The 21,570-nt window shown below is 72.9% G+C and carries 19 protein-coding genes and 1 pseudogene; 6 read left to right on the top strand and 14 right to left on the bottom strand.

Annotation, left to right across the window (positions count from 1 at the left end; translation table 11 throughout):
- Window positions 1-3: 3 nt before the first annotated feature.
- Entirely contained in the window at window positions 4-1,347 is a 1,344-nt protein-coding gene (locus ACFV9M_RS28460; protein WP_385067179.1) for an MFS transporter, read from the top strand.
- 278 nt (window positions 1,348-1,625) lie between these two features.
- Entirely contained in the window at window positions 1,626-2,000 is a 375-nt protein-coding gene (locus ACFV9M_RS28455; protein WP_010357981.1) for an RNA polymerase-binding protein RbpA, read from the top strand.
- A gap of 210 nt (window positions 2,001-2,210) precedes the next feature.
- On the opposite strand, the gene fxsA is transcribed toward ACFV9M_RS28455, so the two are convergent.
- The 4 genes and pseudogenes from fxsA to ACFV9M_RS28435 form a co-directional block, all read right to left on the bottom strand.
- Window positions 2,211-2,780 (bottom strand): FxsA family membrane protein, encoded by a 570-nt coding sequence (gene fxsA / locus ACFV9M_RS28450; RefSeq protein ID WP_385067178.1) that lies wholly within the window; start codon window positions 2,778-2,780, stop codon window positions 2,211-2,213.
- A gap of 375 nt (window positions 2,781-3,155) precedes the next feature.
- Window positions 3,156-3,933 (bottom strand): annotated as a pseudogene (locus ACFV9M_RS28445) (polyprenol monophosphomannose synthase); the annotation flags it as partial.
- A gap of 559 nt (window positions 3,934-4,492) precedes the next feature.
- Window positions 4,493-6,106 (bottom strand): amidohydrolase, encoded by a 1,614-nt coding sequence (locus ACFV9M_RS28440; RefSeq protein ID WP_385067175.1) that lies wholly within the window; start codon window positions 6,104-6,106, stop codon window positions 4,493-4,495.
- A gap of 46 nt (window positions 6,107-6,152) precedes the next feature.
- Entirely contained in the window at window positions 6,153-6,593 is a 441-nt protein-coding gene (locus ACFV9M_RS28435) for an Lrp/AsnC family transcriptional regulator (protein ID WP_385067172.1), read from the bottom strand.
- A 264-nt stretch (window positions 6,594-6,857) separates the two neighbouring features.
- Between ACFV9M_RS28435 and ACFV9M_RS28430 the strand changes: the two genes are divergently transcribed.
- On the top strand, window positions 6,858-7,316 hold the full coding sequence (locus ACFV9M_RS28430) for a hypothetical protein (protein WP_385067169.1): 459 nt from the start codon (window positions 6,858-6,860) through the stop codon (window positions 7,314-7,316).
- An 852-nt stretch (window positions 7,317-8,168) separates the two neighbouring features.
- Here the strand turns inward: ACFV9M_RS28430 and ACFV9M_RS28425 are convergent.
- Entirely contained in the window at window positions 8,169-9,341 is a 1,173-nt protein-coding gene (locus ACFV9M_RS28425; RefSeq protein WP_385067166.1) for an acyl-CoA dehydrogenase family protein, read from the bottom strand.
- A 224-nt stretch (window positions 9,342-9,565) separates the two neighbouring features.
- Between ACFV9M_RS28425 and ACFV9M_RS28420 the strand changes: the two genes are divergently transcribed.
- Window positions 9,566-10,867, top strand: coding sequence for a glycoside hydrolase family 18 protein (locus tag ACFV9M_RS28420; RefSeq protein WP_385067163.1), 1,302 nt, complete (start codon window positions 9,566-9,568; stop codon window positions 10,865-10,867).
- Between the two features lie 57 nt (window positions 10,868-10,924).
- Here the strand turns inward: ACFV9M_RS28420 and ACFV9M_RS28415 are convergent, their stop codons facing one another.
- The 3 genes from ACFV9M_RS28415 to ACFV9M_RS28405 form a co-directional block, all read right to left on the bottom strand.
- On the bottom strand, window positions 10,925-11,584 hold the full coding sequence (locus ACFV9M_RS28415) for a TetR/AcrR family transcriptional regulator (RefSeq protein WP_385067161.1): 660 nt from the start codon (window positions 11,582-11,584) through the stop codon (window positions 10,925-10,927).
- A gap of 95 nt (window positions 11,585-11,679) precedes the next feature.
- Window positions 11,680-11,820 (bottom strand): SCO1431 family membrane protein, encoded by a 141-nt coding sequence (locus tag ACFV9M_RS28410; protein WP_385067160.1) that lies wholly within the window; start codon window positions 11,818-11,820, stop codon window positions 11,680-11,682.
- A gap of 117 nt (window positions 11,821-11,937) precedes the next feature.
- Window positions 11,938-13,383, bottom strand: coding sequence for a peptidase C39 family protein (locus ACFV9M_RS28405; RefSeq protein ID WP_385067158.1), 1,446 nt, complete (start codon window positions 13,381-13,383; stop codon window positions 11,938-11,940).
- Window positions 13,384-13,821: 438 nt separating this feature from the next.
- Between ACFV9M_RS28405 and ACFV9M_RS28400 the strand changes: the two genes are divergently transcribed.
- Window positions 13,822-14,394: a uridine kinase gene (locus tag ACFV9M_RS28400; protein ID WP_385067275.1), complete on the top strand. Its 573-nt coding sequence runs from the start codon at window positions 13,822-13,824 to the stop codon at window positions 14,392-14,394.
- A gap of 490 nt (window positions 14,395-14,884) precedes the next feature.
- Window positions 14,885-16,750 (top strand): AAA family ATPase, encoded by a 1,866-nt coding sequence (locus ACFV9M_RS28395; protein WP_385067155.1) that lies wholly within the window; start codon window positions 14,885-14,887, stop codon window positions 16,748-16,750.
- Window positions 16,751-16,807: 57 nt separating this feature from the next.
- Here ACFV9M_RS28395 and ACFV9M_RS28390 read toward each other — a convergent pair whose 3' ends face one another.
- The 6 genes from ACFV9M_RS28390 to ribH all read right to left on the bottom strand — a co-directional run bounded on the left by ACFV9M_RS28390 (window position 16,808) and on the right by ribH (window position 21,547).
- Window positions 16,808-17,854 carry a hemolysin family protein gene (locus ACFV9M_RS28390; RefSeq protein ID WP_385067152.1) on the bottom strand — a complete coding sequence of 349 codons (1,047 nt, stop codon included), beginning with the start codon at window positions 17,852-17,854 and terminating at the stop codon, window positions 16,808-16,810.
- Complete coding sequence (locus tag ACFV9M_RS28385; RefSeq protein ID WP_385067149.1) at window positions 17,851-19,176, bottom strand: hemolysin family protein; 1,326 nt, start codon at window positions 19,174-19,176, stop codon at window positions 17,851-17,853. The genes ACFV9M_RS28390 and ACFV9M_RS28385 overlap by 4 nt, the downstream gene beginning before the upstream one ends.
- Window positions 19,177-19,376: 200 nt before the next feature.
- Window positions 19,377-19,832, bottom strand: a complete 456-nt coding sequence (locus ACFV9M_RS28380; protein WP_385067147.1) for a PH domain-containing protein — start codon at window positions 19,830-19,832, stop codon at window positions 19,377-19,379.
- Between the two features lie 14 nt (window positions 19,833-19,846).
- On the bottom strand, window positions 19,847-20,695 hold the full coding sequence (hisG, locus tag ACFV9M_RS28375; RefSeq protein ID WP_385067144.1) for an ATP phosphoribosyltransferase: 849 nt from the start codon (window positions 20,693-20,695) through the stop codon (window positions 19,847-19,849).
- A gap of 59 nt (window positions 20,696-20,754) precedes the next feature.
- The gene (locus ACFV9M_RS28370; protein WP_189936437.1) at window positions 20,755-21,027 is read right to left on the bottom strand and encodes a phosphoribosyl-ATP diphosphatase; all 273 of its coding nucleotides are present in this window, start codon (window positions 21,025-21,027) and stop codon (window positions 20,755-20,757) included.
- Between the two features lie 13 nt (window positions 21,028-21,040).
- Entirely contained in the window at window positions 21,041-21,547 is a 507-nt protein-coding gene (gene ribH, locus ACFV9M_RS28365) for a 6,7-dimethyl-8-ribityllumazine synthase (protein ID WP_385067141.1), read from the bottom strand.
- Window positions 21,548-21,570: the final 23 nt, after the last annotated feature.

The following is a 21,570-nucleotide window of genomic DNA, read 5'->3' as shown; positions in this document are numbered from 1 at the left end:
CGGGTGGGCACCGACACCGTGCGGACGGCGGCCGACGACGCCGCGGGGCGGCGGCGCGAGCAGCGCGGCTGGTACTTCTACGACTGGGCCTGCTCCGTCTACTCGACGAGCGTGCTCACCGTGTTCCTCGGACCGTATCTGACGTCGGTCGCCAAGGAGGCGGCGGACGCCGGCGGGTACGTGCACCCGCTGGGCATCCCGGTCCGCGCGGGCTCGTTCTTCGCGTACTCGGTGTCCCTCTCGGTGATCGTGGCCGTGCTGGTGATGCCGCTGGTGGGCGCGGCGGCCGACCGCACGGGCCGCAAGAAGCCCCTGCTGGGGGCCGCCGCGTACGTGGGCGCCGCGGCCACGACGGGCATGTTCTTCCTCTCCGGCGACCGCTATCTGCTGGGCGGCGCACTGCTCGTCGTGGCGAACGCGGCCCAGTCCGTGGCGATGATGCTCTACAACTCCTATCTGCCCCAGATCGCCCCGCCCGAGGAACGCGACGCGGTCTCCTCGCGCGGCTGGGCCTTCGGGTACGCGGCGGGCGCACTGGTGCTGGTGATGAACCTGGGGCTGTACCTCGGCCATGATTCCCTGGGCGTATCCGAGTCGACGGCCGTCCGCATCTGCCTGGCCTCGGCCGGCCTGTGGTGGGGCGAATTCGCCCTCGTCCCGCTGCTCAGGCTGCGCGACCGGCCGACGGCCGTCCGCGAGGCGACCGCCCCCGGCCTGCGGCAGCTCGCGGCGACCGTCCGCGACATGCGCCGCCATCCCCTCACCCTCGCGTTCCTCCTCGCCTACCTCGTCTACAACGACGGCATCCAGACGGTGATCTCCCAGGCCTCGATCTACGGGTCCGAGGAACTCGGCCTCGGCCAGTCCACCCTCATCGGCGCCGTCCTGCTGGTGCAGGTACTGGCCGTCGCGGGCGCCCTGGCGATGGGCCGCCTGGCCCGCCGGTACGGCGCGAAGCGCACGATCCTCGGCTCGCTGGTGGCGTGGACGCTCACGCTGGGCGCCGGGTACTTCCTGCCGGCCGGCGTGCCGGTGGGCTTCTTCCTGCTGGCGGCGGCGATCGGTCTGGTGCTGGGCGGCAGCCAGGCGCTGTCCCGCTCCCTGTTCTCCCATCTCGTACCGCCCGGCAAGGAGGCCGAGTACTTCTCCGCGTACGAGGTGAGCGACCGCGGGATGAGCTGGCTGGGGCCGCTGCTGTTCGGGCTCACCTACCAGCTGACCGGAAGCTACCGGGACGCGATCATCTCGCTGGTGATCTTCTTCGTGCTCGGGTTCGCGCTGCTCGCGCGGGTTCCGGTGCGACGGGCGATCGGGGACGCGGGGAACCCGGTACCGGAAAGGATTTAGCACTCCGGGCGAAAGGGCGGTAGTGTACGCGTTTGGCCTGCCAGGCGTACCGTTACTGCGCGTCAAAGATGCCGAAACGCTGGGTGACATCTCCTTTCAGATGTGACAAACCGGGCGCCGGTGGGTACTGCACTGGTTGACAAGGCTGCGGCTACGACGGCGACGCATGACCCGGGACGGGACTCGGAACGGGAATCTTTACCGCCGACCGGACGTTGACCGGATGACGACGACAGCGACACCTGTCCTGTGGGCGACAAGCCCGGGAGGCACGATTCATGAGTGAGCGAGCTCTTCGCGGCACGCGCCTCGTGGTGACCAGCTACGAGACGGACCGCGGCATCGACCTGGCCCCGCGCCAGGCCGTGGAGTACGCATGCGAGAAGGGACATCGCTTCGAGATGCCCTTCTCGGTCGAGGCGGAGATCCCGCCGGAGTGGGAGTGCAAGGTCTGCGGGGCCCAGGCACTCCTCGTGGACGGCGACGGCCCTGAGGAGAAGAAGGCCAAGCCCGCGCGTACGCACTGGGACATGCTGATGGAGCGGCGGACCCGTGAGGAACTCGAAGAGGTTCTCGAGGAGCGGTTGGCCGTGCTGCGGTCGGGGGCGATGAACCTCGCGGTTCATCCCCGCGACAGCCGCAAGTCGGCGTAGTCCTGCGGGGCTGGGCGAGACCACCAGCGCACGTGACATGACCGCGGGCGCCGTACGTGAAAGACGTACGGCGCCCGCGGTCGTTGTGCGTCCGGGATCGTTGTGGGTCCGCGGGCGTTGTGCGTCCGGGCGTGTGCGGGAGGCCAGGCGACGCGTGCGGCGCCGGACGGGGCCGGAGCGGCCCGGCCGGCGCCGGCGGTCACCTGGCGGTCAGCGTGTCAGCGGCGGGCGCGGGCCCGCACCCGGGTCGCCCGCGTCGCTTCCGCGCTCGTCGTCCCGGATCACCTCGCCCTGCACCACCTTCCCGTCGGGGCGATGCATCCGGGCCTGCTGGAAGGCATCGCCCAGGGAGCCGGGGGCGGCCTCCCGGAGCCTGCGGTCCACCGCGCGTTCCGCCGAGCGCCCGACGGCCTTCTGGACCGGCGGGAGCAGCAGGAGCAGGCCGAGGGCGTCGGAGATCAGACCCGGGAGCATCAGCAGCAGACCGCCGAGCATCATCAGGCCGTTGCCACCGCCCCGGGACGGGGGCGTGCCGCGCTGGAGCGCCTCGTTGAGGTTCTGGAAGGCGCGGCGGCCGGCCCGCTTGATGACCACCGAGCCGAGGACGAGCCCGGCGACCAGCAGCAGGAAGACCGTGACTCCGCCGGCCGCGCCCGCGACCACGGTCAGCAGCCAGATCTCCAGCACCAGCCACGCGGCCACGCCCAGCGGCAGAGCCGTCCGCAGGCGGGAGCGCCGGGGCCGGGCCGTCGGGGAGGGGGTCGAAGCGCCAGTCGTCATGCACCCAGTGTGCCTGGGCGCGGCTCAGCACGGCGTAAGAGGACGATCAGTCGTTCCTGTGGGACTCGGGCGACGGCGACTCGGGCGACGACGGCGACTCGGGAGCGGGCGCGGCGGCGGCCGGACGGTCGGAAGCCGAGCCGCCGGAGGCCGAGCCGCCGGACACCGAAGCCTCGGACACCGGGACCTCGGACACCGGGACCTCGGACACCACACCCCCGGAAGTCGAGCCCTCGGAAACCGAACCCTCGGAAACCGAACCCTCGGACGACGAACCGTCGGAACCCGAGCCGGCGGGCGGCGCGCCCTCGGACGACGGAACCCCGGCCTGTGCCGGCTGCTCCCGCTGCTCCCGCTGCTCCTGCCGTTCCCCCTTGCCCGCGATCTTGCCGACCCGCTCCCCCACGCCCCATGCCGTGACCCGCCACAGGGCCTCGACGAGGATGTCGCGGCTCATCTTGGAGTCACCGAGTTCCCGCTCGACGAAGGTGATGGGCACCTCGACGACGTGGAAGCCGGCCTTGACCGCGCGGCGGGCGAGGTCGACCTGGAAGCAGTAGCCCTGGGAGGCGACCTCGTCGAGGCCGAGGCCCTCGAGGGTCTCGCGGCGGAAGGCGCGGTATCCGCCGGTGATGTCCCGCAGGGGCAGGTCCAGGGCCAGGCGTGAGTAGAGGCTGCCGCCGCGGGAGATGATCTCGCGGGACCTGGGCCAGTTCACGACACGGCCGCCCGGCACCCAGCGGGAGCCCAGGACGAGGTCGGCGCCCTTGAGGGCGGTCAGCAGACGGGGGAGTTCCTCGGGCTGGTGCGAGCCGTCGGCGTCCATCTCGATCAGGACGCCGTAGCCGTGCTCCAGGCCCCAGCGGAAACCCGCGAGGTAGGCGGCGCCCAGCCCTTCCTTGCCCTTGCGGTGCAGCACCCGGACCCGGTCGTCGGCGGCGGCCAGCTCGTCGGCGAGCTTGCCGGTCCCGTCGGGGCTGTTGTCGTCGGCCACGAGGACGTGGGCCTCGGGGACAGCCTCGCGCACCCGGCCCACGATGGTCTTGATGTTCTCGGCCTCGTTGTAGGTCGGGATGATCACCAAGGCCTTGCCGAGCGGACCGAACTGCCTCCCACGGTCCTGTGCCGCGCGGGTCGCGTCGCCGTCGTTCACTGCTGCCCCTTCGTGTCCGTACGCAGGGGACCACCATAGTGGCCGCCGCCTGCGCCGACGTGACGGGACGTTCGTATGGTGGTGTCGTTTTCAGAAAAGCGGGGTATGTACGCGCTTTTGGGCTTGTATGTACGAGGCTACTGCGGACGGGTGTGCCCCGGCGTGCTGCGGATGGGGGCCCGGCGCTCTTCGGGCCGACCTGGGACCCGCTGGCTGCGGGTCGACCGAAAGCCGTTGTCTACTGAGCGCCCGGGCCCCATCCGGGTCACACCTCCCCGACCGGCCGGAACGGTCCCTCGCCACGACGCGGGCGCTGAGCCTGGCTCCCAGTGGCGGTACGCCGGTGCGGCGGACCGTCCCTGACCCAGCGGCGCCCCGGCGAGTGCGCGGACGTTCCCCGGCGGGGCGTCCGGTGGTGGACTCGGCCGAACCTACCGGCCCCCCGCCGTCGCCTGTCAACAGCCGTTCGACCTGCGGGTCTTCGGCCAATGCGCTGGTCAGCGGCAAGATCGCCGGAGGGCGGGCGGACGGGTGATCCTCCGCCCGCCGTCCTGGGGGATCACTCCCCCGGCCGTACGAAGACCGTCCGCCCGCCGACCACCGTGCGCAGGCAGACGGGCAGGTCGGAGCCCGGAGTCAGGTCGGGCAGGCCGGGGGTTCCGGAGCGGGGGTCGGTGGACCAGCGGGCCACCCGGTCGTCCGGTGCCTGCACGACCAGTTCCTCCGTGCGCCACACCGCGTAGTCCGCCGGCGCGCCCGGCACCAGCACGCCCGCGTCGTCGCGTCCGACCGCCCGCCAGCCCCCGCGGGTGTGGGCGGTGAACGCGGCGCGCACGGAGACGCGGTGCTCGGGCGTGCGGTGGAAGGCGGCGGCGCGGACCGTGCCCCACGGGTCGAGGGGCGTGACCGGGCTGTCGGAGCCGAAGGCGAGGGGGACGCCGACGCGCAGCAGGGTGGCGAACGGGTTCAGCGTGCGGGCCCGGCCGGCGCCCAGGCGCCGGGCGTACATGCCGTCCTCACCGCCCCACAGGGCGTCGAAGGCCGGCTGGACGGAGGCCGTCAGACCGAGTTCGGCGAAGCCGGCGATCGTCTCCGGGGTGAGCATCTCGGCGTGCTCGACGCGGTGGCGGGCGGCACGGACGCGGGCCGGGCCGAGGGTGTCGGCGGCGGTGCGCACGCCCTCCACGACGGCGGAGACGGCGGCGTCGCCGATGGCGTGGAAGCCCGCCTGGAGGCCGGCCTCGGTGCAGGCCACGACGTGTGCGGCGATGTCGGGGGCGCTCAGGTAGGCGCGGCCGGTGTGGACCGCGTCGGCGTACGGAGTGTGCAGGCAGGCGGTGTGGGAGCCGAGGGCGCCGTCGACGAAGAGGTCGCCGGCCGCGCCGACGGCGCCGAGTTCGCGGGCCTTGTCCACGTCCCGCTCGGCCCAGTAGCCGACGACCCGCGGGCCCGGCTCCTCGGCGGCGAGCCGCAGCAGTCCGGTGAAGTCGTCCTCGGAGGAGATCTCGGGGCCCGCGCACTCGTGGACCGAGCCGATCCCGAGGGAGACGGCGTGGGCGAGGGCGGCGCGCTGGGCGTCGGTGCGCTGCCGGGCCGTCACGGCCGCGAACGCCGCGGCGCGTACGGCGTGGTGGGCGTCGGCGGTGAGCGGCCCGTCCGGCGGGAGGTCCGCCCGGCCGAGGTCCGGGGTCAGGTCCAGCAGGGCGGTGGTGACGACCGCGGAGTGGACGTCGATCCGGGAGAGGTAGAGGGGACGGCCGCCCGCGGCCTCGTCCAGTTCCGCGCGTGTCGGCGGGCGGCCGCCGGGCCAGCGGGAGGCGTCCCAACCGTGGCCCAGCAGCACCTTGTCCCGCGGGTGGGCCGCGGCGAAGTCGCGGACGCGGGCGAGGGCCGCCTCCAGGGAGGGGGCGGCCGACAGGTCCAGGCCGGTCAGGGCGAGGCCGGTGGCGGTGGTGTGGACGTGGGCGTCGGTGAACGCGGGGGTGACCAGGGCGCCGTCCAGGTCGACCACCTCGTCGACGCCGTCGGCGAAGGCATCCGCCGCACCCTCGGAGCCGACCCAGGCGACCTGGCCGCGCTCGACGACCATCGCGGTCGCGAACGGGTCGGCGGGGCTGTGGACCTCTCCTCGGCGGAGCAGGACGGTCTTCGGCTCGGGGGTGCGCTCACTCATGGACACAGTGTCGCGCCCCGCCCCGGCCGCCCGGCACGCGGACCCCTCAGATCCTCGGCGGCCGGGCCTCGTACGGGGTGGACAGGACGACCGTCGTCCGCGTCGAGACGCCGGCGAGCGCCCGGAGCCGGCCCAGCAGCTCCTCCAGTTCGTGCGGGGTGGCCACCCGCACCTTCAGGATGTAGTTCTCGTCGCCCGCCACGCTGTGGCAGGCCTCGATCTCCGGCACGCCGGAGAGACGGTCGGCGATGTCGTCGGGGGCGCTGGGGTCGAACGGCTTCACCGAGATGAACGCGGTCAGGGGCAGCCCGACGGCCTCGGAGTCGACGACGGCCGCGTATCCGCGGATGACGCCGCGTTGTTCCAGCCGACGCACCCGCTGGTGCACGGCCGAGGTGGACAGGCCCGTGGCCTTGCCCAGATCGGTGTAACTCATCCGCCCGTCCTTGACGAGCAGCTGCACGATTTGTCGGTCCAGCTCCTCCATGGCGCAAGAACTTACAGGGCATGCGATCTCCTCGTATACCTATGCAGCCCAGGTCATACGGGTTCGTGATGTGACCCGGAGTCACGTGCGGGCCGCCCCGGCGGACCGGTCCACACGGGCACCTGCGCACGGCATGTGACGAACGCCACAAGCCCTGCCCGGGCTTCGTGATGTTCTCGTGATTACCCCCGAGACGGTCTGGGAAGTGCTTGCTGTGGTCGAGGCCGCAGCGCCTTCACGGCCCAGCCCGAGGGGGAGAATCCCATGCAGAGTCTTAAGCGCCCTGGTCGTACCGTGCCCAAGCGGTTCCAGCCCGTCGTCGTCGAACTCGAGCCGGAGGGCGTCGAACCCGACGGCTTCGACGCCGAACTCGCCGACGACGGCGAGGAGTTCGACGCGTACGACACCTTCGAGATGTACCGGGTGATCTGCCCGGACTGCGCGCAGCCCATCGCGCTGCTGGCGGACGAGGAGATCCTGCCGGAGCACGCGCTGTGCGCCTCGCCGTGGAACCCGTTCGGGCTCACGGTCTGCGCCGGTACGGGCCGCACGGCGTCCGAGGCGCGCCCCGCGGACGAGTCCTTCGAGCCCCAGGAGCAGGACACCGCGCTGCTGCTGACGCTCCCTCAGGGCCTGGACTGGCGCATGCAGCCCTTCTCGCACGTCGGCGGCCCGGCCTCGCGCCCGATGCGCGTGCCCACGATGCGCCGCCACGCCGCCTGAGCGTTCGGCCCGGCCGGAGTCGGCCCGCCTTCGTCAACTGCCCTGCACCGTGGCCCTGGGCTGCCGTTGCCCAGGATGCCGTGGTGCAGGACCGGTGTGTCCGCACCGGGGCCTCTCCGGCGACCAAGACGAGACGCCGCGCGACGCGCCACACCGAAGTGCCGTGCCGCTGGGCGGCACACCGATGGGCGGCACACTGGGCGGCACGCTGATGGGCGGCGTACGACAGGACGCCCACCCGCCGCACAGCGACCGGCCGAGCGGGCCCGACAGCCCATGACCGGCCGAGCGAGCCTGGCAGCGCACGACCGGCCGAGCGGGCCCGACAGCCCATGACCGGCCGAGCGAGCCTGGCAGCGCACGACCGGCCGAGCGAGCCCGACAGCCCATGACCGGCCGAGCGGGCCTGACGGCGCATGACCGGTCGAGTGAAGTCGACGGCAGTGGACTTGACGGCGCGTCAATCCACGTCGGCAGCGGGACGCGCCAGGGGACGGCCGGTTACGGACCGACGACCCTCGCCCCACCCCACCACACCTCGCCCGGCCTCGCCGCGACGGGGCCCGGGGGCACCCTCCGAACTCACGCCCGACCGACCGGGCCGGTGACCCGGACTCGCGCCCGCGCGTTGCCCCGGTATGGTCCTCACCTACTCGACAGCGCCCGGGCGTCACCGCCAGCTCTACGTCCCGGCGTCCGCAGAATCGGTTCCGCCGGCTCCGCCGCCCCTGCCGGACCCGCCGATCTACCGCGCCGTGATGCGCGCCTGGGCCGACCGGGGCCGTACCCTGCCGGGCCGGCACGACCCGGAGTGGGCGCGCCTGGCGGCCCCGCCGGTGCGTCCGGGCCAGTTCAGCGGGTCTGCGGACCCACTAGGTGACGGGCGATGACCATGCGCTGGATCTGGTTCGTGCCCTCGACGATCTGCAGGACCTTGGCCTCACGCAGGTAGCGCTCGACGGGGAAGTCCGCGGTGTAGCCGTAGCCGCCGAGGACCTGGACGGCGTCGGTGGTGACCTGCATCGCGGCGTCGGTGCAGTACAGCTTGGCCATGGCCGCCTGCGGCGCGAACGGCCGGCCGGCGTCCCGCAGCCGCGCCGCCGCCAGGTAGAGGGCCCGGCCCGCCTCGATCCGGGTCGCCATGTCGGCGAGCAGGAAGCGCAGCCCCTGGAAGTCGGCGATCGGCCGCCCGAACTGCCGCCGCTGCCCGGCGTACGCGACCGCCTCGTCGAGGGCCGCCCGGGCGAGCCCGACCGCGCAGGCCGCGATGCCGAGCCGCCCGCGGTCCAGCGCGGCCAGGGCGATCGCGAAGCCCTGCCCCTCGTCACCGACGCGGCGCGCGTCGGGGATCCGTACGCCGTCGAAGTGGAGCTGGGCGGTGGGCGAGCCCCGCAGCCCCATCTTCCGCTCCGGCGGCGCGGCGGTCAGGCCCTCGGCGTCACCGGGGACCAGGAACGCGGTGATGCCCCGCGGACCCTCGCCGCCGGTACGCGCCAGGACGGTGTAGAAGTCCGCGACGCCGCCGTGCGTGACCCACGCCTTGGTGCCGCTGATCCGCCACTCGTCGCCGTCGCGCACCGCCCTGGTCCGCAGCGCGGCCGCGTCCGAACCGGAGGACGGCTCGGACAGGCAGTAGGCGCCGAGCCGCCCGCCGCCGAGCATCCCGGGCAGGTGCGCGGCCCGCTGCTCCTCGGTGCCGTGGTCGGCGACCGGGCAGGTGGCCAGGGTGTGGACGCTGACGCCGAGCCCGACGGTGAGCCGGGCCGCGGCCAGTTCCTCCACGACCTGGAGGTAGACCTCGTAGGGCTGGCCCCCGCCGCCGTACGCGGGGTCGTACGGCAGGCCCAGGAGACCAGCCTCCGACAGGAGGGTGAACAGCGCGCGCGGGAAGCGCCCGGCGGCCTCCTCCGCGGCGGCCGTCGGGGCGATCTCGCGGCCGGCGATGTCCCGGACGAGGGCGAGCAGGTCCCGGGCCTCGTCCGTGGGCAGGAGGCGGTCCACCGGCGGCGGGGAGCGGTCGGTCATGGCGGCACTCTCCTCCCTGGGCCCACCGGAGGCCTCCTGCCCGGGCCGGCGGAGACCGGGCGCTGCGAGTATGCCCGCCGCGCCCGCCGCCCGCACGGCCGGAGCCGACGAGCTTGGTCCGCACCATTGACCGAACTGGTCTAGTCCTCCTACGCTCTCGGGCACCGCATTTTCGCGTTCATGCCAATCGGCGCACGCTCCCTCCCCCCACGAGGTGACACCCGATGCAGCATCCTCCGCACCGCCGGCGCTCCCGGATCCGGGCGCTCGTCGCCGCCGCCTGTACGGCCGTCCTGGGCGCCGGCCTGCTCGCCGGAGCCGGCACCACGACCGCCACCGCCTCCTCGGCCCCGACCCCCACCGCCTCCACGACCACGAACGCCACCGCCTCCACGACCGCGGCCCCGTCCGCGCAGGCGGCCGCCGGCTCGAAAGTCGTCGGCTACTTCACGGAATGGGGCGTCTACGACCGCAAGTACCTCGTCAGGAACATCGAGACGTCGGGCTCGGCGGCGAAACTGACCCACATCAACTACGCCTTCGGGAACGTCACCGGCGGCAGGTGCGCGATGGGAGACGCCTACGCCGCCACCGACCGCACCCACACCGCCGCCGAGTCCGTCGACGGCGTCGCCGACACCTGGGACCAGTCCCTGCGCGGCAACTTCAACCAACTGCGTGAGCTGAAGAAGAAGCACCCGGGCCTGAAGGTCCTGTGGTCCTTCGGCGGCTGGACGTGGTCGGGCGGCTTCGGCGAAGCGACCGGCGACCCGGCCGCGTTCGCCCGGTCCTGCTACGACCTGGTCGAGAACTCCCGCTGGGCCGACGTCTTCGACGGCATCGACATCGACTGGGAGTATCCGAACGCCTGCGGCGCCACCTGCGACACCAGCGGCCGGACGGCCTTCACGGGCCTCATGCGGGCACTGCGCGCGAAGTTCGGCTCCGGCAACCTCGTCACGGCGGCGATCACCGCCGACGCCTCGGCGGGCGGCAGGATCGACGCGGCGGACTACGCGGGCGCCGCCCAGTACGTCGACTGGTACAACCCGATGACGTACGACTACTTCGGCGCCTGGGACGCCACCGGGCCGACGGCCCCGCACTCGCCGCTGAACTCCTACACCGGCATCCCGAAGGCCGGCACCCACACCTCGGCGACCATCGCCAAGCTCCGGGGACTCGGCATCCCCGCCGCGAAGCTGCTGCTCGGCATCGGCTTCTACGGGCGAGGCTGGGCCGGCGTCACCCAGGCGGCACCCGGCGGCACCGCGACCGGTCCGGCGGCGGGGACGTACGAGCAGGGCATCGACGACTACAAGGTGCTCAGGACCAAGTGCCCCGTGACCGGGACGGTGGGCGGCACCGCCTACGCGAAGTGCGGCAGTGAATGGTGGAGTTACGACACCCCGGCGACCATCGCGACGAAGACGGCGTACAAGAACCAGCAGGGCCTGGGCGGGACCTTCTTCTGGGAGCTGAGCGGGGACACGGCGGGGGGTGAGCTGATCAAGGCCATCGGCTAGCCGGACCCGCGAGGGCCCCCGGGGCGGAGGACCACGAGCCTCCGCCCCGGGGGCGGGTCAGGCGTTCCGGCGCGCCGGTTCGGGCGCGGGGAAGGCGGGGTCCAGTTCCTCGACGGCACGCAGGACGCCGCCCAGGGTCCTCACCAGGAGGTCGCACATGACCTCGCGGGAGAGGTCGGGGCGGTCGATCCAGTCGAGGGTGGCGCCCTCCACGCTGCACACCCAGGACAGCAGGCCCGTCCGGGGCAGCGGCGGGATGTCGCTGCGGCCGTACGCGCCCTCGGCGATGGTCGCCACGATGGCCTCGCGCACCCCGTCCCGGATGGCGTGCACCTCGGTGTCGAAGCCGACACCGCCGCTGACGATCGTGCGGTAGGCGGCCTGGTGGTGCTCCGCGAAGCGCAGGTAGCCGTCGACCGTGCGGTGCACCCGGTCCACCTGGGGCAGCTCCAGGCCGCTCGCGGCGAAGGAGACCAGGTCGGCGACGGAGTCCTGGATGATCGCCATGTAGTAGCCGCGCTTGGACCGGAAGTAGTAGTAGATCAGCCCCTTGGCGACGTGCGCCTGCCGGGCGATGTCGTCCATCGAGAGCGCGTCGTAGGACGTGTCGGCGAACAACTTCCGCCCGATGGAGATGAGTTCGGCGCGACGTGCCAGTGAGCGCTCGGTGCCGCGCGCCTGGGGACGGGCACCGGCGCGCTGGTGACTGATGTTCAAGGTCGACCCTGGTCTCAACGGTCGGCGGGACGACGTCAGTATGTCAGGTCGAACGGTGTGTCAGATCACAGCGCCGGAGGTCGCGGACACCGGCGTCAGAGCAGTCCGAGCTGGGTCACGAACATGGCCACGACGGCGACGAGGACCCACCCCATGACGTGTTCGAGGATCTTCGGCCCGTCGTCCCGGGGACCGCCGGTGCGGGTACGGGAAGCGGTGGCTGCGTGTGCGGTCATGGTGTCTCGCTGAGGTCGGGTGTACAGGGTCCGGACTGTCCACCTTGCCACCGGTCAGGGCTTTTGTGGTCGAGAGCTTGCTCACACGGCGGGGACGCGCCCCGCCGTGTGCCCGGCTCAGTGCACCCCGACCGCCGCGAGCGCCGTGCGCTGGCGCGCGGTCGGACGCGCCGGGAAGTAGAGGTAGCAGACGCCCCCGGTGCCGGAGACGACCGCGCCGCTCGCGTTGTACCGCTTGGTGCGCAGCCAGATGTTCTCGAACTCGCGCCGCCGGTACACGCGCCGCACCGCCGCGTTGCTCGGCGAGGCCGGGTCGTTGGCGATCACGTCGCCCTCCGCGGTGAACCCGATGACGGTCATCAGGTGGCCGGCCGTGCCGTACCCGGCGCCCGTCAGCTCCTCCTTCAGGAAGGACTGGGAGGTCATGGCCGGGATGCCGGCCGCGATCAGCGTCTCCAGATCGGTGAGGGAGGTGAGCCGGGTCACCACTGCCTGAAGGTCCTCGAAGGTGGCCGCGTAGGCCGCGTTGAACGGCCAGTTGCCGCAGCCCGCGTACTGGTGGTCGTACGTGTACCGGGCGGCGTGGCACACCTGCGGGTCGGCGTACGCGGGATCGACCCAGGCGAGCTGCTCCGGGGTGAGGCGGCCGCCCCAGTACTCGATGATCATCTGCGACGAGGTGGGGCTGCACCAGGCCTCGCCGCCGTTGTCGTACTCGGGGTACTGCCCCGTGTGGATCTCCTGGGAGTACCGCGGCACGCTCAGCTCCCCGGCCGCGCCGGGCACGGAGGCCGGGACGGTGAAGCGGTCGGGGACGTCGGAGCCCATCGCGCCCAGCCGCCACACGGTCGGGGTGAGCTTCGTACCGGGCCTGCGGTAGAGGGTCAGCCGGAGGCGGTACGAGGTGAGGCGCAGGCCGGTGGAGGCGTCGTCGACGGCCAGCGTGTCCGTCCAGACGGTGCTCCTGCCGTCGCTCTGGCCGTCGACGGAGGTCCGCCGGACGTCCCGGTCTCCGGACGCCCACCGCCCCATGACGTACCAGGGGGTGTCCGTGCCGTCGGAGTAGGTGGCCCGCAGTTCGGCCTGGAGCCAGGTGCCGCCCGGGGTGCTCGCGTTCCAGGAGGCGATCGCCTCGGTCGCGGGGACGGTGAGCCGGTGGACCGGGGAGGTCCAAGTGGCGTACTCCCAGGCGGCGGTGGTGCCGGTGTGCGGGTCGGTGTAGTCGGTGGTGCCGGCGGGGGTGCCGATGACGACGCCGGGCCGGTTCCCGGCGACCGCTTGGGCGCCCCGGGCGGTGCCGGCGCTCCAGTCTGCGAGGGTCGTCCAGGAACGGTGGTCGACGGGCCGGCCGGCGGCAGCTCCGGCGGCCGCGGTGCCGGCCGCGTCGGGGGCCGCGGTGCCGGCCGCGTCGGCGGCCGCCGGTGCCGAACCCCCCGTGACGGCCGCGGCGACCGCGGCGGCGAGGACGATCCTGCGGGTGGGCCGGTCGGCCGCCGCGGGACACGGATCGATTCCGCCGGAGCGCTGGTCCGCTTCGCTGGACGGCTGTTCGGCTCTGCTCATGGGCGAACGACTCCCAGGGTCTGGCGGGTCGGGGCGGGGCGGGTCCGGGTGCACGGTGTGCGCCCACTATGGCCGCAGGCGGCCGGGCCTGCCAGTACCGACGCCCGTGCCACGCCCGGCGACATCGGTCCGGACCACTGACGGCCCACGGGCGTCCCGTGGGGCCCCTCGCCCGATACCCCTGACGGCCCCCGGGCGTCGCGACGGCATCCCCGCCCGATACCCCTGACCGCCCCGGGCGTCGCGACGGCATCCCCTCGCCCGACCCCCCTCCTGACCGCACCCCGGCGTAGGGCCGCCGGTGCGCCGTCGGCCGGGCGGTGGCGGTCCCCGTCCCGCACTAGACTGGCCCGCCGCAGACCCCCACCCCACGCACCGCCCCGGGCGGCACCGCCCGAGCCCCCCCCCAGGGCACGCCCGAAATCACCAGGACCCGCCATCCACCAGCTCGCCTCCCGGCTCCGCCGGCTGCCCCCGTCCTGCGGCCCGGTCCGTCTGATCGGCGTCGACGGGCATGCCGGCTCGGGGAAGTCCACGTTCGCCGGGCGCCTGGCGAAGGCGCTGGGCGACGCGCCCGTTCTCCATCTGGACGACATCGCGAGCCACGACGAGCCCTTCGCGTGGACCGGACGCCTGCTGACCCAGGTGATCACCCCCCTCCGCTCCGGCGGAACGGCCCGCTACACCCCCTACGACTGGCGCGCCCGCCGCTTCGGCCCGCCCCGCCCGCTCCCGCCCGCCCCGGTGATCCTGGTCGAGGGCGTCGGCGCGGGCCGCCGCGCCCTGCGGCCCCACCTGGCGCACCTGCTGTGGATGGAGGTGCCCCGCGAGGAGGCCTGGGCGCGGGGACGCTCACGGGACGGGGAGGAACAAAGGGACTTCTGGGACGGATGGGTCCGGGCCGAGGAGCGTCATTTCGCCGAAGACCCGTCGAGACCGTACGCGGACACTGTGGTGCGCCAGGTGAATGAGGGGTACGAGGTGCTGCCGGGGCCCGCGGGAACACATTGACCGCACCGTCCGGTCACGCACCGTGAGGGAATGCCCGCGATGTGGTGAACCTGTGAAGGGCCGTACGCGCGAACTTCGCCAAGTGCCCCGACCGTGCTTGACCGGTGGCCCGTACAGGACTTACGTTCTCAATGTGCGGCATTCCAAGCCGCCCCAGGACGCGAAGCCCCCGGTTGTTCCCCCGTGATCGGGGGCTTCGTTCTGCCCCCATCCCGCGTTCCCCGCCCCGGACGACCGCCGCGTGACGCCGTTCGCTCACCCAGGGTCACCGTGCGCAGGTGCGCCCCTTCTGCCCCCACCACGCCAAACGGCCTGTGCGGCACCCTTCGGCGGGCGACACCCCCGCAGGTACGATGCCCTCGGTGCGACCTACGGACAGCTGCCGCGCGCACCTTGCAACTCCGGTGAGCGGCACAGCGGTTCGGCCAAGGCGGCCGGCGGGCGACGGCCCGGCGGCATACCGACGGGGGCACGGTTTGTGGGGGACGTGATGGACTTCGGCACGCGGGGCCCCGAGGCCCCGGCCGACCTCGCCTGGCTGCGAGGCGTGGACGCCTACACGATGGGCGCCTATCCGCAGGCGGAGGAGGAGTTCCGCACCGCGGTGCGGATCGATCCGGGCATGGCCGACGGCTGGCTCGGGCTGCACGCGCTGCGCGTCGACACGACGACCGCGCTGCTCAGGATGTTCCGGCACCGCGACCGCTTCGGCGAACAGCGCACCCGGCACCGCCGCACCCTCAACTCCTGGTACTGGCTGGGCTGGTGGGTGCAACCGGTACTCGAAAGCCCCCGCGACCTGCTGCTCGCGCACGCCTCGCACTGGCTGGACGGCCGGCACGTGCCCGAACTGGACCGGGCGCTCGCCGGGCTCCCGCCCGTCGACACCGACCAGCAGGTCCGCTTCCTGCACGCCTGCCGCGCCTATCTGGTCAAGGACTGGGAGCAGTTGGTCCGGCACACCGACCCGCTGGTCGACGACCCGCTGCTCGGCATCGAGGCCGGCCTGTTCGGCGGCATGGCGCGGGTCCGGCTGGAGATGTACGGGCAGGCCGAACCACTGCTGTCGACGGCGCTGATGCGCTGCCGCAGCGAGCAGCCGCAGCGCAAGGAACTGCGCTACTGGCTGGCCCGCGCCCACGAGGGCACCGGCCGCTCGGCCGCCGCCCTCCCCCTGTACCGCGCCGTCCACCGCGTCGACCCCGCCTTCATGGACACCGCGGCCCGGCTCGCCGCGATCGCCGAGGGCGACGGCTACGACGATCCGGGCGACCTCGCCGCGATCACCCTCACCGGTGCCGGCCAGGACACCGGTGACGGGCCCGACGTCCTCGACCCGCTCTTCGGCACCGAAGGACGGGACCTGAAGCTCACCGAACCCGGCGACCTGCCGTCCGTCGGCCCCCTCCCCTCGGTGACCGGCCCGGCGGTGCGCGAGCGGACGCTGGTGCCCTCGGTGCTGCCCGCCGGGCCCACCGACCCCGTCCTTCTGGAGGAGGCGCTCGCCGAGCTGGAGCGCATGGTCGGGCTGGAACCGGTCAAGCGCCAGGTCAAGGCGTTGTCGGCGCAGTTGAACATGGCCCGGCTGAGAGCCGGGCAGGGCCTCCCGGTCCAGCCGCCCAAGCGCCATTTCGTCTTCTCCGGCCCCTCCGGCACCGGCAAGACCACGGTGGCCCGCATCCTGGGCCGCGTCTTCTACGCCCTCGGCCTGCTCGGCGGCGACCATCTCGTGGAGGCCCAGCGGGCCGATCTGGTCGGCGAGTACCTCGGCCAGACGGCGGTGAAGGCCAACGAGCTGATCGACTCCGCGCTGGGCGGTGTCCTCTTCGTCGACGAGGCGTACTCCCTGTCCAACTCCGGCTACGGCAAGGGCGACGCGTACGGCGACGAGGCACTCCAGGTGCTGCTGAAGCGGGCCGAGGACAACCGGGACCACCTGGTGGTGATCCTGGCCGGCTATCCGGAGGGCATGGACCGTCTGCTCGCCGCGAACCCCGGGCTGTCGTCCCGTTTCACGACCCGTGTCGACTTCCCGTCGTACCGGCCCCTCGAACTCACCTCGATCGGCGAGGTCCTCGCCGCGGAGAACGGTGACGTGTGGGACGAGGAGGCCCTGGACGAGCTGCGGTCGATCGCCGGGCACGTGGTGGAGCAGGGGTGGATCGACGAGCTGGGCAACGGCCGGTTCCTGCGGACCCTGTACGAGAAGAGCTGCGCCTACCGGGACCTCCGGCTGTCGGTGTATCCCGGGGCCCTGACACGGGACGATCTGTCGACGCTGCGGTTGCCGGACCTGATGCAGGCGTACGGGGAGGTGCTGTCGGGCCGGGGACCGCAGGATCCGTCGGCCCCGTAGACCGCCCGGCCCGTCGGGCGGGCGCGCCGCGGGAAGCGGCCCGCCCGCCTACGACGGCTACGAGGCCATCACCACCTCGGGCACGTCCCGGTGGGCAGGATCGCGCACCTCGCCGACGAGCAGCTCCAGCACGTCCTCCAGGGCGACCAGGCCGAGCACCTTGCCCGAGGCGTCGGCGACCTGCGCCAGATGGGTCGCCGCCCGGCGCATGACCGTCAGCGCGTCGTCGAGCGGCAGGTCCGCCCGGAGCGTCGTCATGGAGCGCCACACCTGCTGCGGCACCGCCCGGTCGGAGTGCTCCAGGTCCAGGACGTCCTTCACGTGGAGGTAGCCCATGAAGGCGCCGTTCTCCGCGGCGACCGGGAAGCGGGAGTAGCCGGTGCGGGCGGTGAGGTCGACGATCTCGCCGGGGGTGACCGACGGACTGACCGTCACCAGCGACTCGCGCCGCAGCAGCACGTCCGTGACCGGCCGGGAGCCCAGCTCCAGCGCGTCCTCCAGCCGCTCCTGCTCCTCGGGGTCGAGCAGACCGGCCTGACCGGAGTCCTCCACCAGCCGGTTGAGCTGTTCGCTGGTGAAGACGGCCTCCACCTCGTCCTTGGGCTCGACGCCGAAGAGGCGCAGGATGCCCCCGGCGCAGGCGCCGAGGGCGACGGTGATCGGACGGCACAGCCGGGCGAAGGCGACCAGCCCCGGGCCGAGCCACAGCGCGGCCTTCTCCGGGGCCGCCATGGCGAGGTTCTTCGGGACCATCTCTCCGATGACGAGGTGGAAGAAGACCACGGCTGCGAGGGCGATGACATAGCCCAGCGGGTGGATCATCCCGTGCGGGAGGTGGACCCACTCGAAGACGGGCTCCAGCAGGTGCGCGACCGTGGGTTCGGCGACCGCGCCCAGCGTGAGCGAGCAGACGGTGATGCCGAACTGGGCGGCGGCCATCATCTGGGGCAGGCGCTCCAGTCCGTGCAGGACCTGGCGGGCGCGGGCCGTGCCGACCGGCTCGATCTGGCTGCGGCGGACCGACACCAGGGCGAACTCGGCGCCGACGAAGAAGCCGTTCGCGAGCACGAGGAGAGCGGCGAGGGCGAGTTGGAGGACGCTCATCGGGCGGCCTCCGCGACGGCCCCGGTGCGGACGAGCCGGACCCGCTCGGCCCGGTAGTGGCCGACGCGGCGCACCGACAGCCGCCAGCCGGGCAGCTCGGCCCGGTCGCCGACGGCCGGGATGCGGCCCAGCAGGTCGGCGACGAGTCCGGCGACCGTCTCGTAGGGCCCCTCGGGCACGTCGAGGCCTATCCGCAGCAGGGTGTCGACACGGCAGCTGCCGTCGACGTCCCAGGCGGGCCGGCCGTCCTCGGGCGGCACGGCGGCCAGTTCCGGGGTGTCCAGGCCGTCGTGCTCGTCGCGGACCTCGCCGACGATCTCCTCGACGATGTCCTCCAGGGTCACCACGCCGGCCGTGCCGCCGTACTCGTCGACGACGACGGCGATGGGCTGCTCGCTGCGCAGCCGGGCCAGCAGGGGCCGGACGGGCAGCGTCTCGGGGACGAGCAGCGCCGGGCGGGCGATCCGGCCGACGGGGGTGCGCAGCCGTTCGTGGACAGGGACGGCGAGGGCGTCCTTGAGGTGGACCATGCCGACGATCTCGTCGATCTTCTCGTGGTAGACGGGGAAGCGGGACAGGCCGGTGGCGCGGGTCAGGTTGACCACGTCCTCGGCGGTGGCCGACGCCTGGAGGGCGCTGACCTTCACGCGCGGGGTCATGACGTGCTGCGCGGTGAGCTCGGCCAGGGACAGGGTGCGGACGAAGAGGTCGGCCGTGTCCTGTTCGAGGGCGCCGGCCTGTGCGGAGTGCCGGGCCAGGGAGACCAGTTCGCCCGGGGTGCGGGCGGAGGCCAGTTCCTCGGCGGGCTCGACGCCCAGGGCCCGCACGAGCCGGTTGGCGACGGCGTTGAGGCCGGCGATGACCGGCCGGAAGAGGCGGGCGAAGGCGTACTGCGGGCCGGCGACGAAACGCGCGACCTGGAGGGGTTTGGACACCGCCCAGTTCTTGGGCACGAGTTCGCCGATCACCATCTGCACGGCGGAGGCCAGCAGCATGCCGATGGCGACGGCGACACCGGAGACCGCGCCCTCGGGGATGCCGGTCGCCGTGATCGGGCCGTGCAGCAGCTCGGCCAGCGCGGGTTCGGCGAGCATGCCGACGACGAGGGAGGTGATGGTGATGCCGAGCTGGGTGCCGGAGAGCTGGAAGGACAGCTCCTTGAGCGACTCGACGACCGTACGGGCTCGTCGGTCGCCGTCGGCGGCGGCCTTCTCGGCCTCCGGTCGCTCGACGGTGACGAGGCCGAATTCGGCGGCGACGAAGAAGCCGTTGGCCAGAATCAGCAGGAACGCGGCTGCCAGGAGCAGCAGGGGGATGGTCATGAAACCGCCGCCTCCGCTGTGGAGGGGGCGGCGCAGGTACTACAGGACGAACCGTCCATCGCCTGAGAGGGTCACTCCTCGGGTAGCAGGAACCCCTGTGCGCCGGGCCCGGCACGACAGGGGCGGAGACGTCGCGGGAACGTCTCCGCCACCAGGTTAATCAAGACACGGGCATGTGCGGCAGGGTGGACGACCCCGAGTCAGCCCTGATCTTGCTCGGGGTCGCGGAGGGAGCGGGCCTCCACGAGGGTCCGCAGGGCGCGTGCGTCGGCGATGGCGCGCTCCCTGGCGATGCCCGGCTGGATGCCGAGCGCGGGCAGGCTGGTGCCGTCGCTGAGGTCGAGGAAGACCCAGGCGTCGCCCGGACGGAGGTTCACCCGGAGGATCTCCGCCCAGTCCAGGTGCCTGCGGCTGGCGATGTTCACGACGGTGACACCGGAGTCGTCGGCGACGACCTTGACGCGGGCCAGCTGGGCCAGCACCCAGAAGCTGAGGCCGCCGGTGACGATGAAGCTGAGCCGCTCCCCCGGGCCGAGCTGCTCCAGGAGCAGCGAGACGCCCGAGATCACGACGAAGATCACGGCACCGGCGGTGAGCAGCACCGCGCGCGTGCGGCCCGGCCGGAAGGTGACGGGGAGGGTGGGCAGGTCGGACATCGTCGGCGGGTACCTCAGAGGCGGCAGGCGTGGATCGCCGTGGTCAGGATGGCGCGGGCGCCGATGTCGTACAGGTCGTCCATGATCCGCTGCGCCTCCTTGGCGGGGACCATGGCGCGGACGGCGACCCAGCCCTCGTTGTGCAGCGGGGAGACGGTCGGCGACTCCAGGCCCGGCGTCAGGGCGACGGCCTTCTCGAGCTGCTCGACGCGGCAGTCGTAGTCCATCATCACGTACGTCCGGGCGACGAGGACGCCCTGGAGGCGGCGCAGGAACTGCTGGACCTTGGGCTCGTCGGTGTCGGCGCCGGTGCGGCGGATGACGACGGCCTCGGACTTCATGATCGGCTCGCCGATGACCTCCAGGCCCGCGTTGCGCAGGGAGGTGCCGGTCTCGACGACGTCCGCGATGACCTCGGCGACGCCGAGTTCGATGGCGGTCTCGACGGCGCCGTCCAGGTGGACGACGGAGGCGTCGATGCCGTTGTCGGCGAGGTGCTTGGCGACGATGCCCTCGTAGGAGGTGGCGACGGTCATGCCGCCGAGGTCCTCGACGCCCTTCGCGGTGCCGGGCTTGGTGGCGTAGCGGAAGGTGGAGCGGGCGAAGCCGAGCGGGAGGATCTCCTCGGCGTTGGCGCCGGAGTCGATCAGCAGGTCGCGGCCGGTGATGCCGATGTCGAGGCGGCCGGAGGAGACGTAGATGGCGATGTCGCGGGGGCGGAGGTAGAAGAACTCGACCTCGTTCTCCGGGTCGACGATCCGCAGCTCCTTGGACTCCCGGCGCTGCTGGTAGCCGGCCTCATGCAGCATCTCCGCCGCAGGGCCTGACAGGGAACCCTTGTTGGGGACGGCGATGCGCAGCATGAGGCGAGCTTCCTTCGTTCGGGCGGGAATGCGTGAGGGACGGGGGGACGGGGTGCGGCTCAGAGGTGGGCGTAGACGTCGTCCAGGGAGATCCCGCGGGCGACCATCATCACCTGGACGTGGTACAGCAGCTGCGAGATCTCCTCGGCTGCCGCGTCCTTGCCCTCGTACTCGGCGGCCATCCAGACCTCGGCGGCCTCTTCGACGACCTTCTTGCCGATGGCATGGACGCCCTTCTCGACCAGTTCGGCGGTGCGGGAAGTGGCGGGGTCGCCGGTGGCGGCCTTCTGCTGGAGCTCGGCGAAGAGCTCCTCGAACGTCTTCTTGGACATGGTGCCGCCCACTTTACGTGGTGTGCCGGCCGGGCTGACGCCACGGTTCGGATACTGAGCGGAGGGTGGCCGCGGTCGCCACCGCCGCCGTCACCGCCTCGTGCCCCTTGTCCTCGCTGGAGCCGTCGAGGCCGGCCCGGTCGAGGGCCTGTTCCTCGGTGTCGCAGGTGAGCAGTCCGAAACCGACGGGGACGCCGGTGTCGACGCTGACCTGGGTGAGGCCCTGGGTGACGCCCTGGCACACGTAGTCGAAGTGGGGGGTGCCGCCGCGGATGACGACGCCGAGGGCGACGATCGCGTCGTAGCCGCGGCCCGCGAGGACCTTGGCGACGACCGGGAGCTCCCAGCTGCCGGGGACCCGCAGCAGGGTCGGTTCGTCGATGCCCAGGTCGTGCAGGGCGCGCAGGGCGCCGTCGACCAGACCGTCCATCACCTTCTCGTGCCACTGGGCCGCGATGACGGCGACCCGCAGGTCGCCCACGTTCTCCACGGACAGTTCCGGTGCGCCCTTGCCGCTCACGTCTCTCCTCGGTGCCGTAGTGC

Source organism: Streptomyces sp. NPDC059895, from assembly GCF_042731035.1.
Taxonomy (GTDB): domain Bacteria; phylum Actinomycetota; class Actinomycetes; order Streptomycetales; family Streptomycetaceae; genus Streptomyces.
Note: the sequence above shows the minus strand (reverse complement) of the source record. Positions and strands in the feature narration are given on the sequence as shown.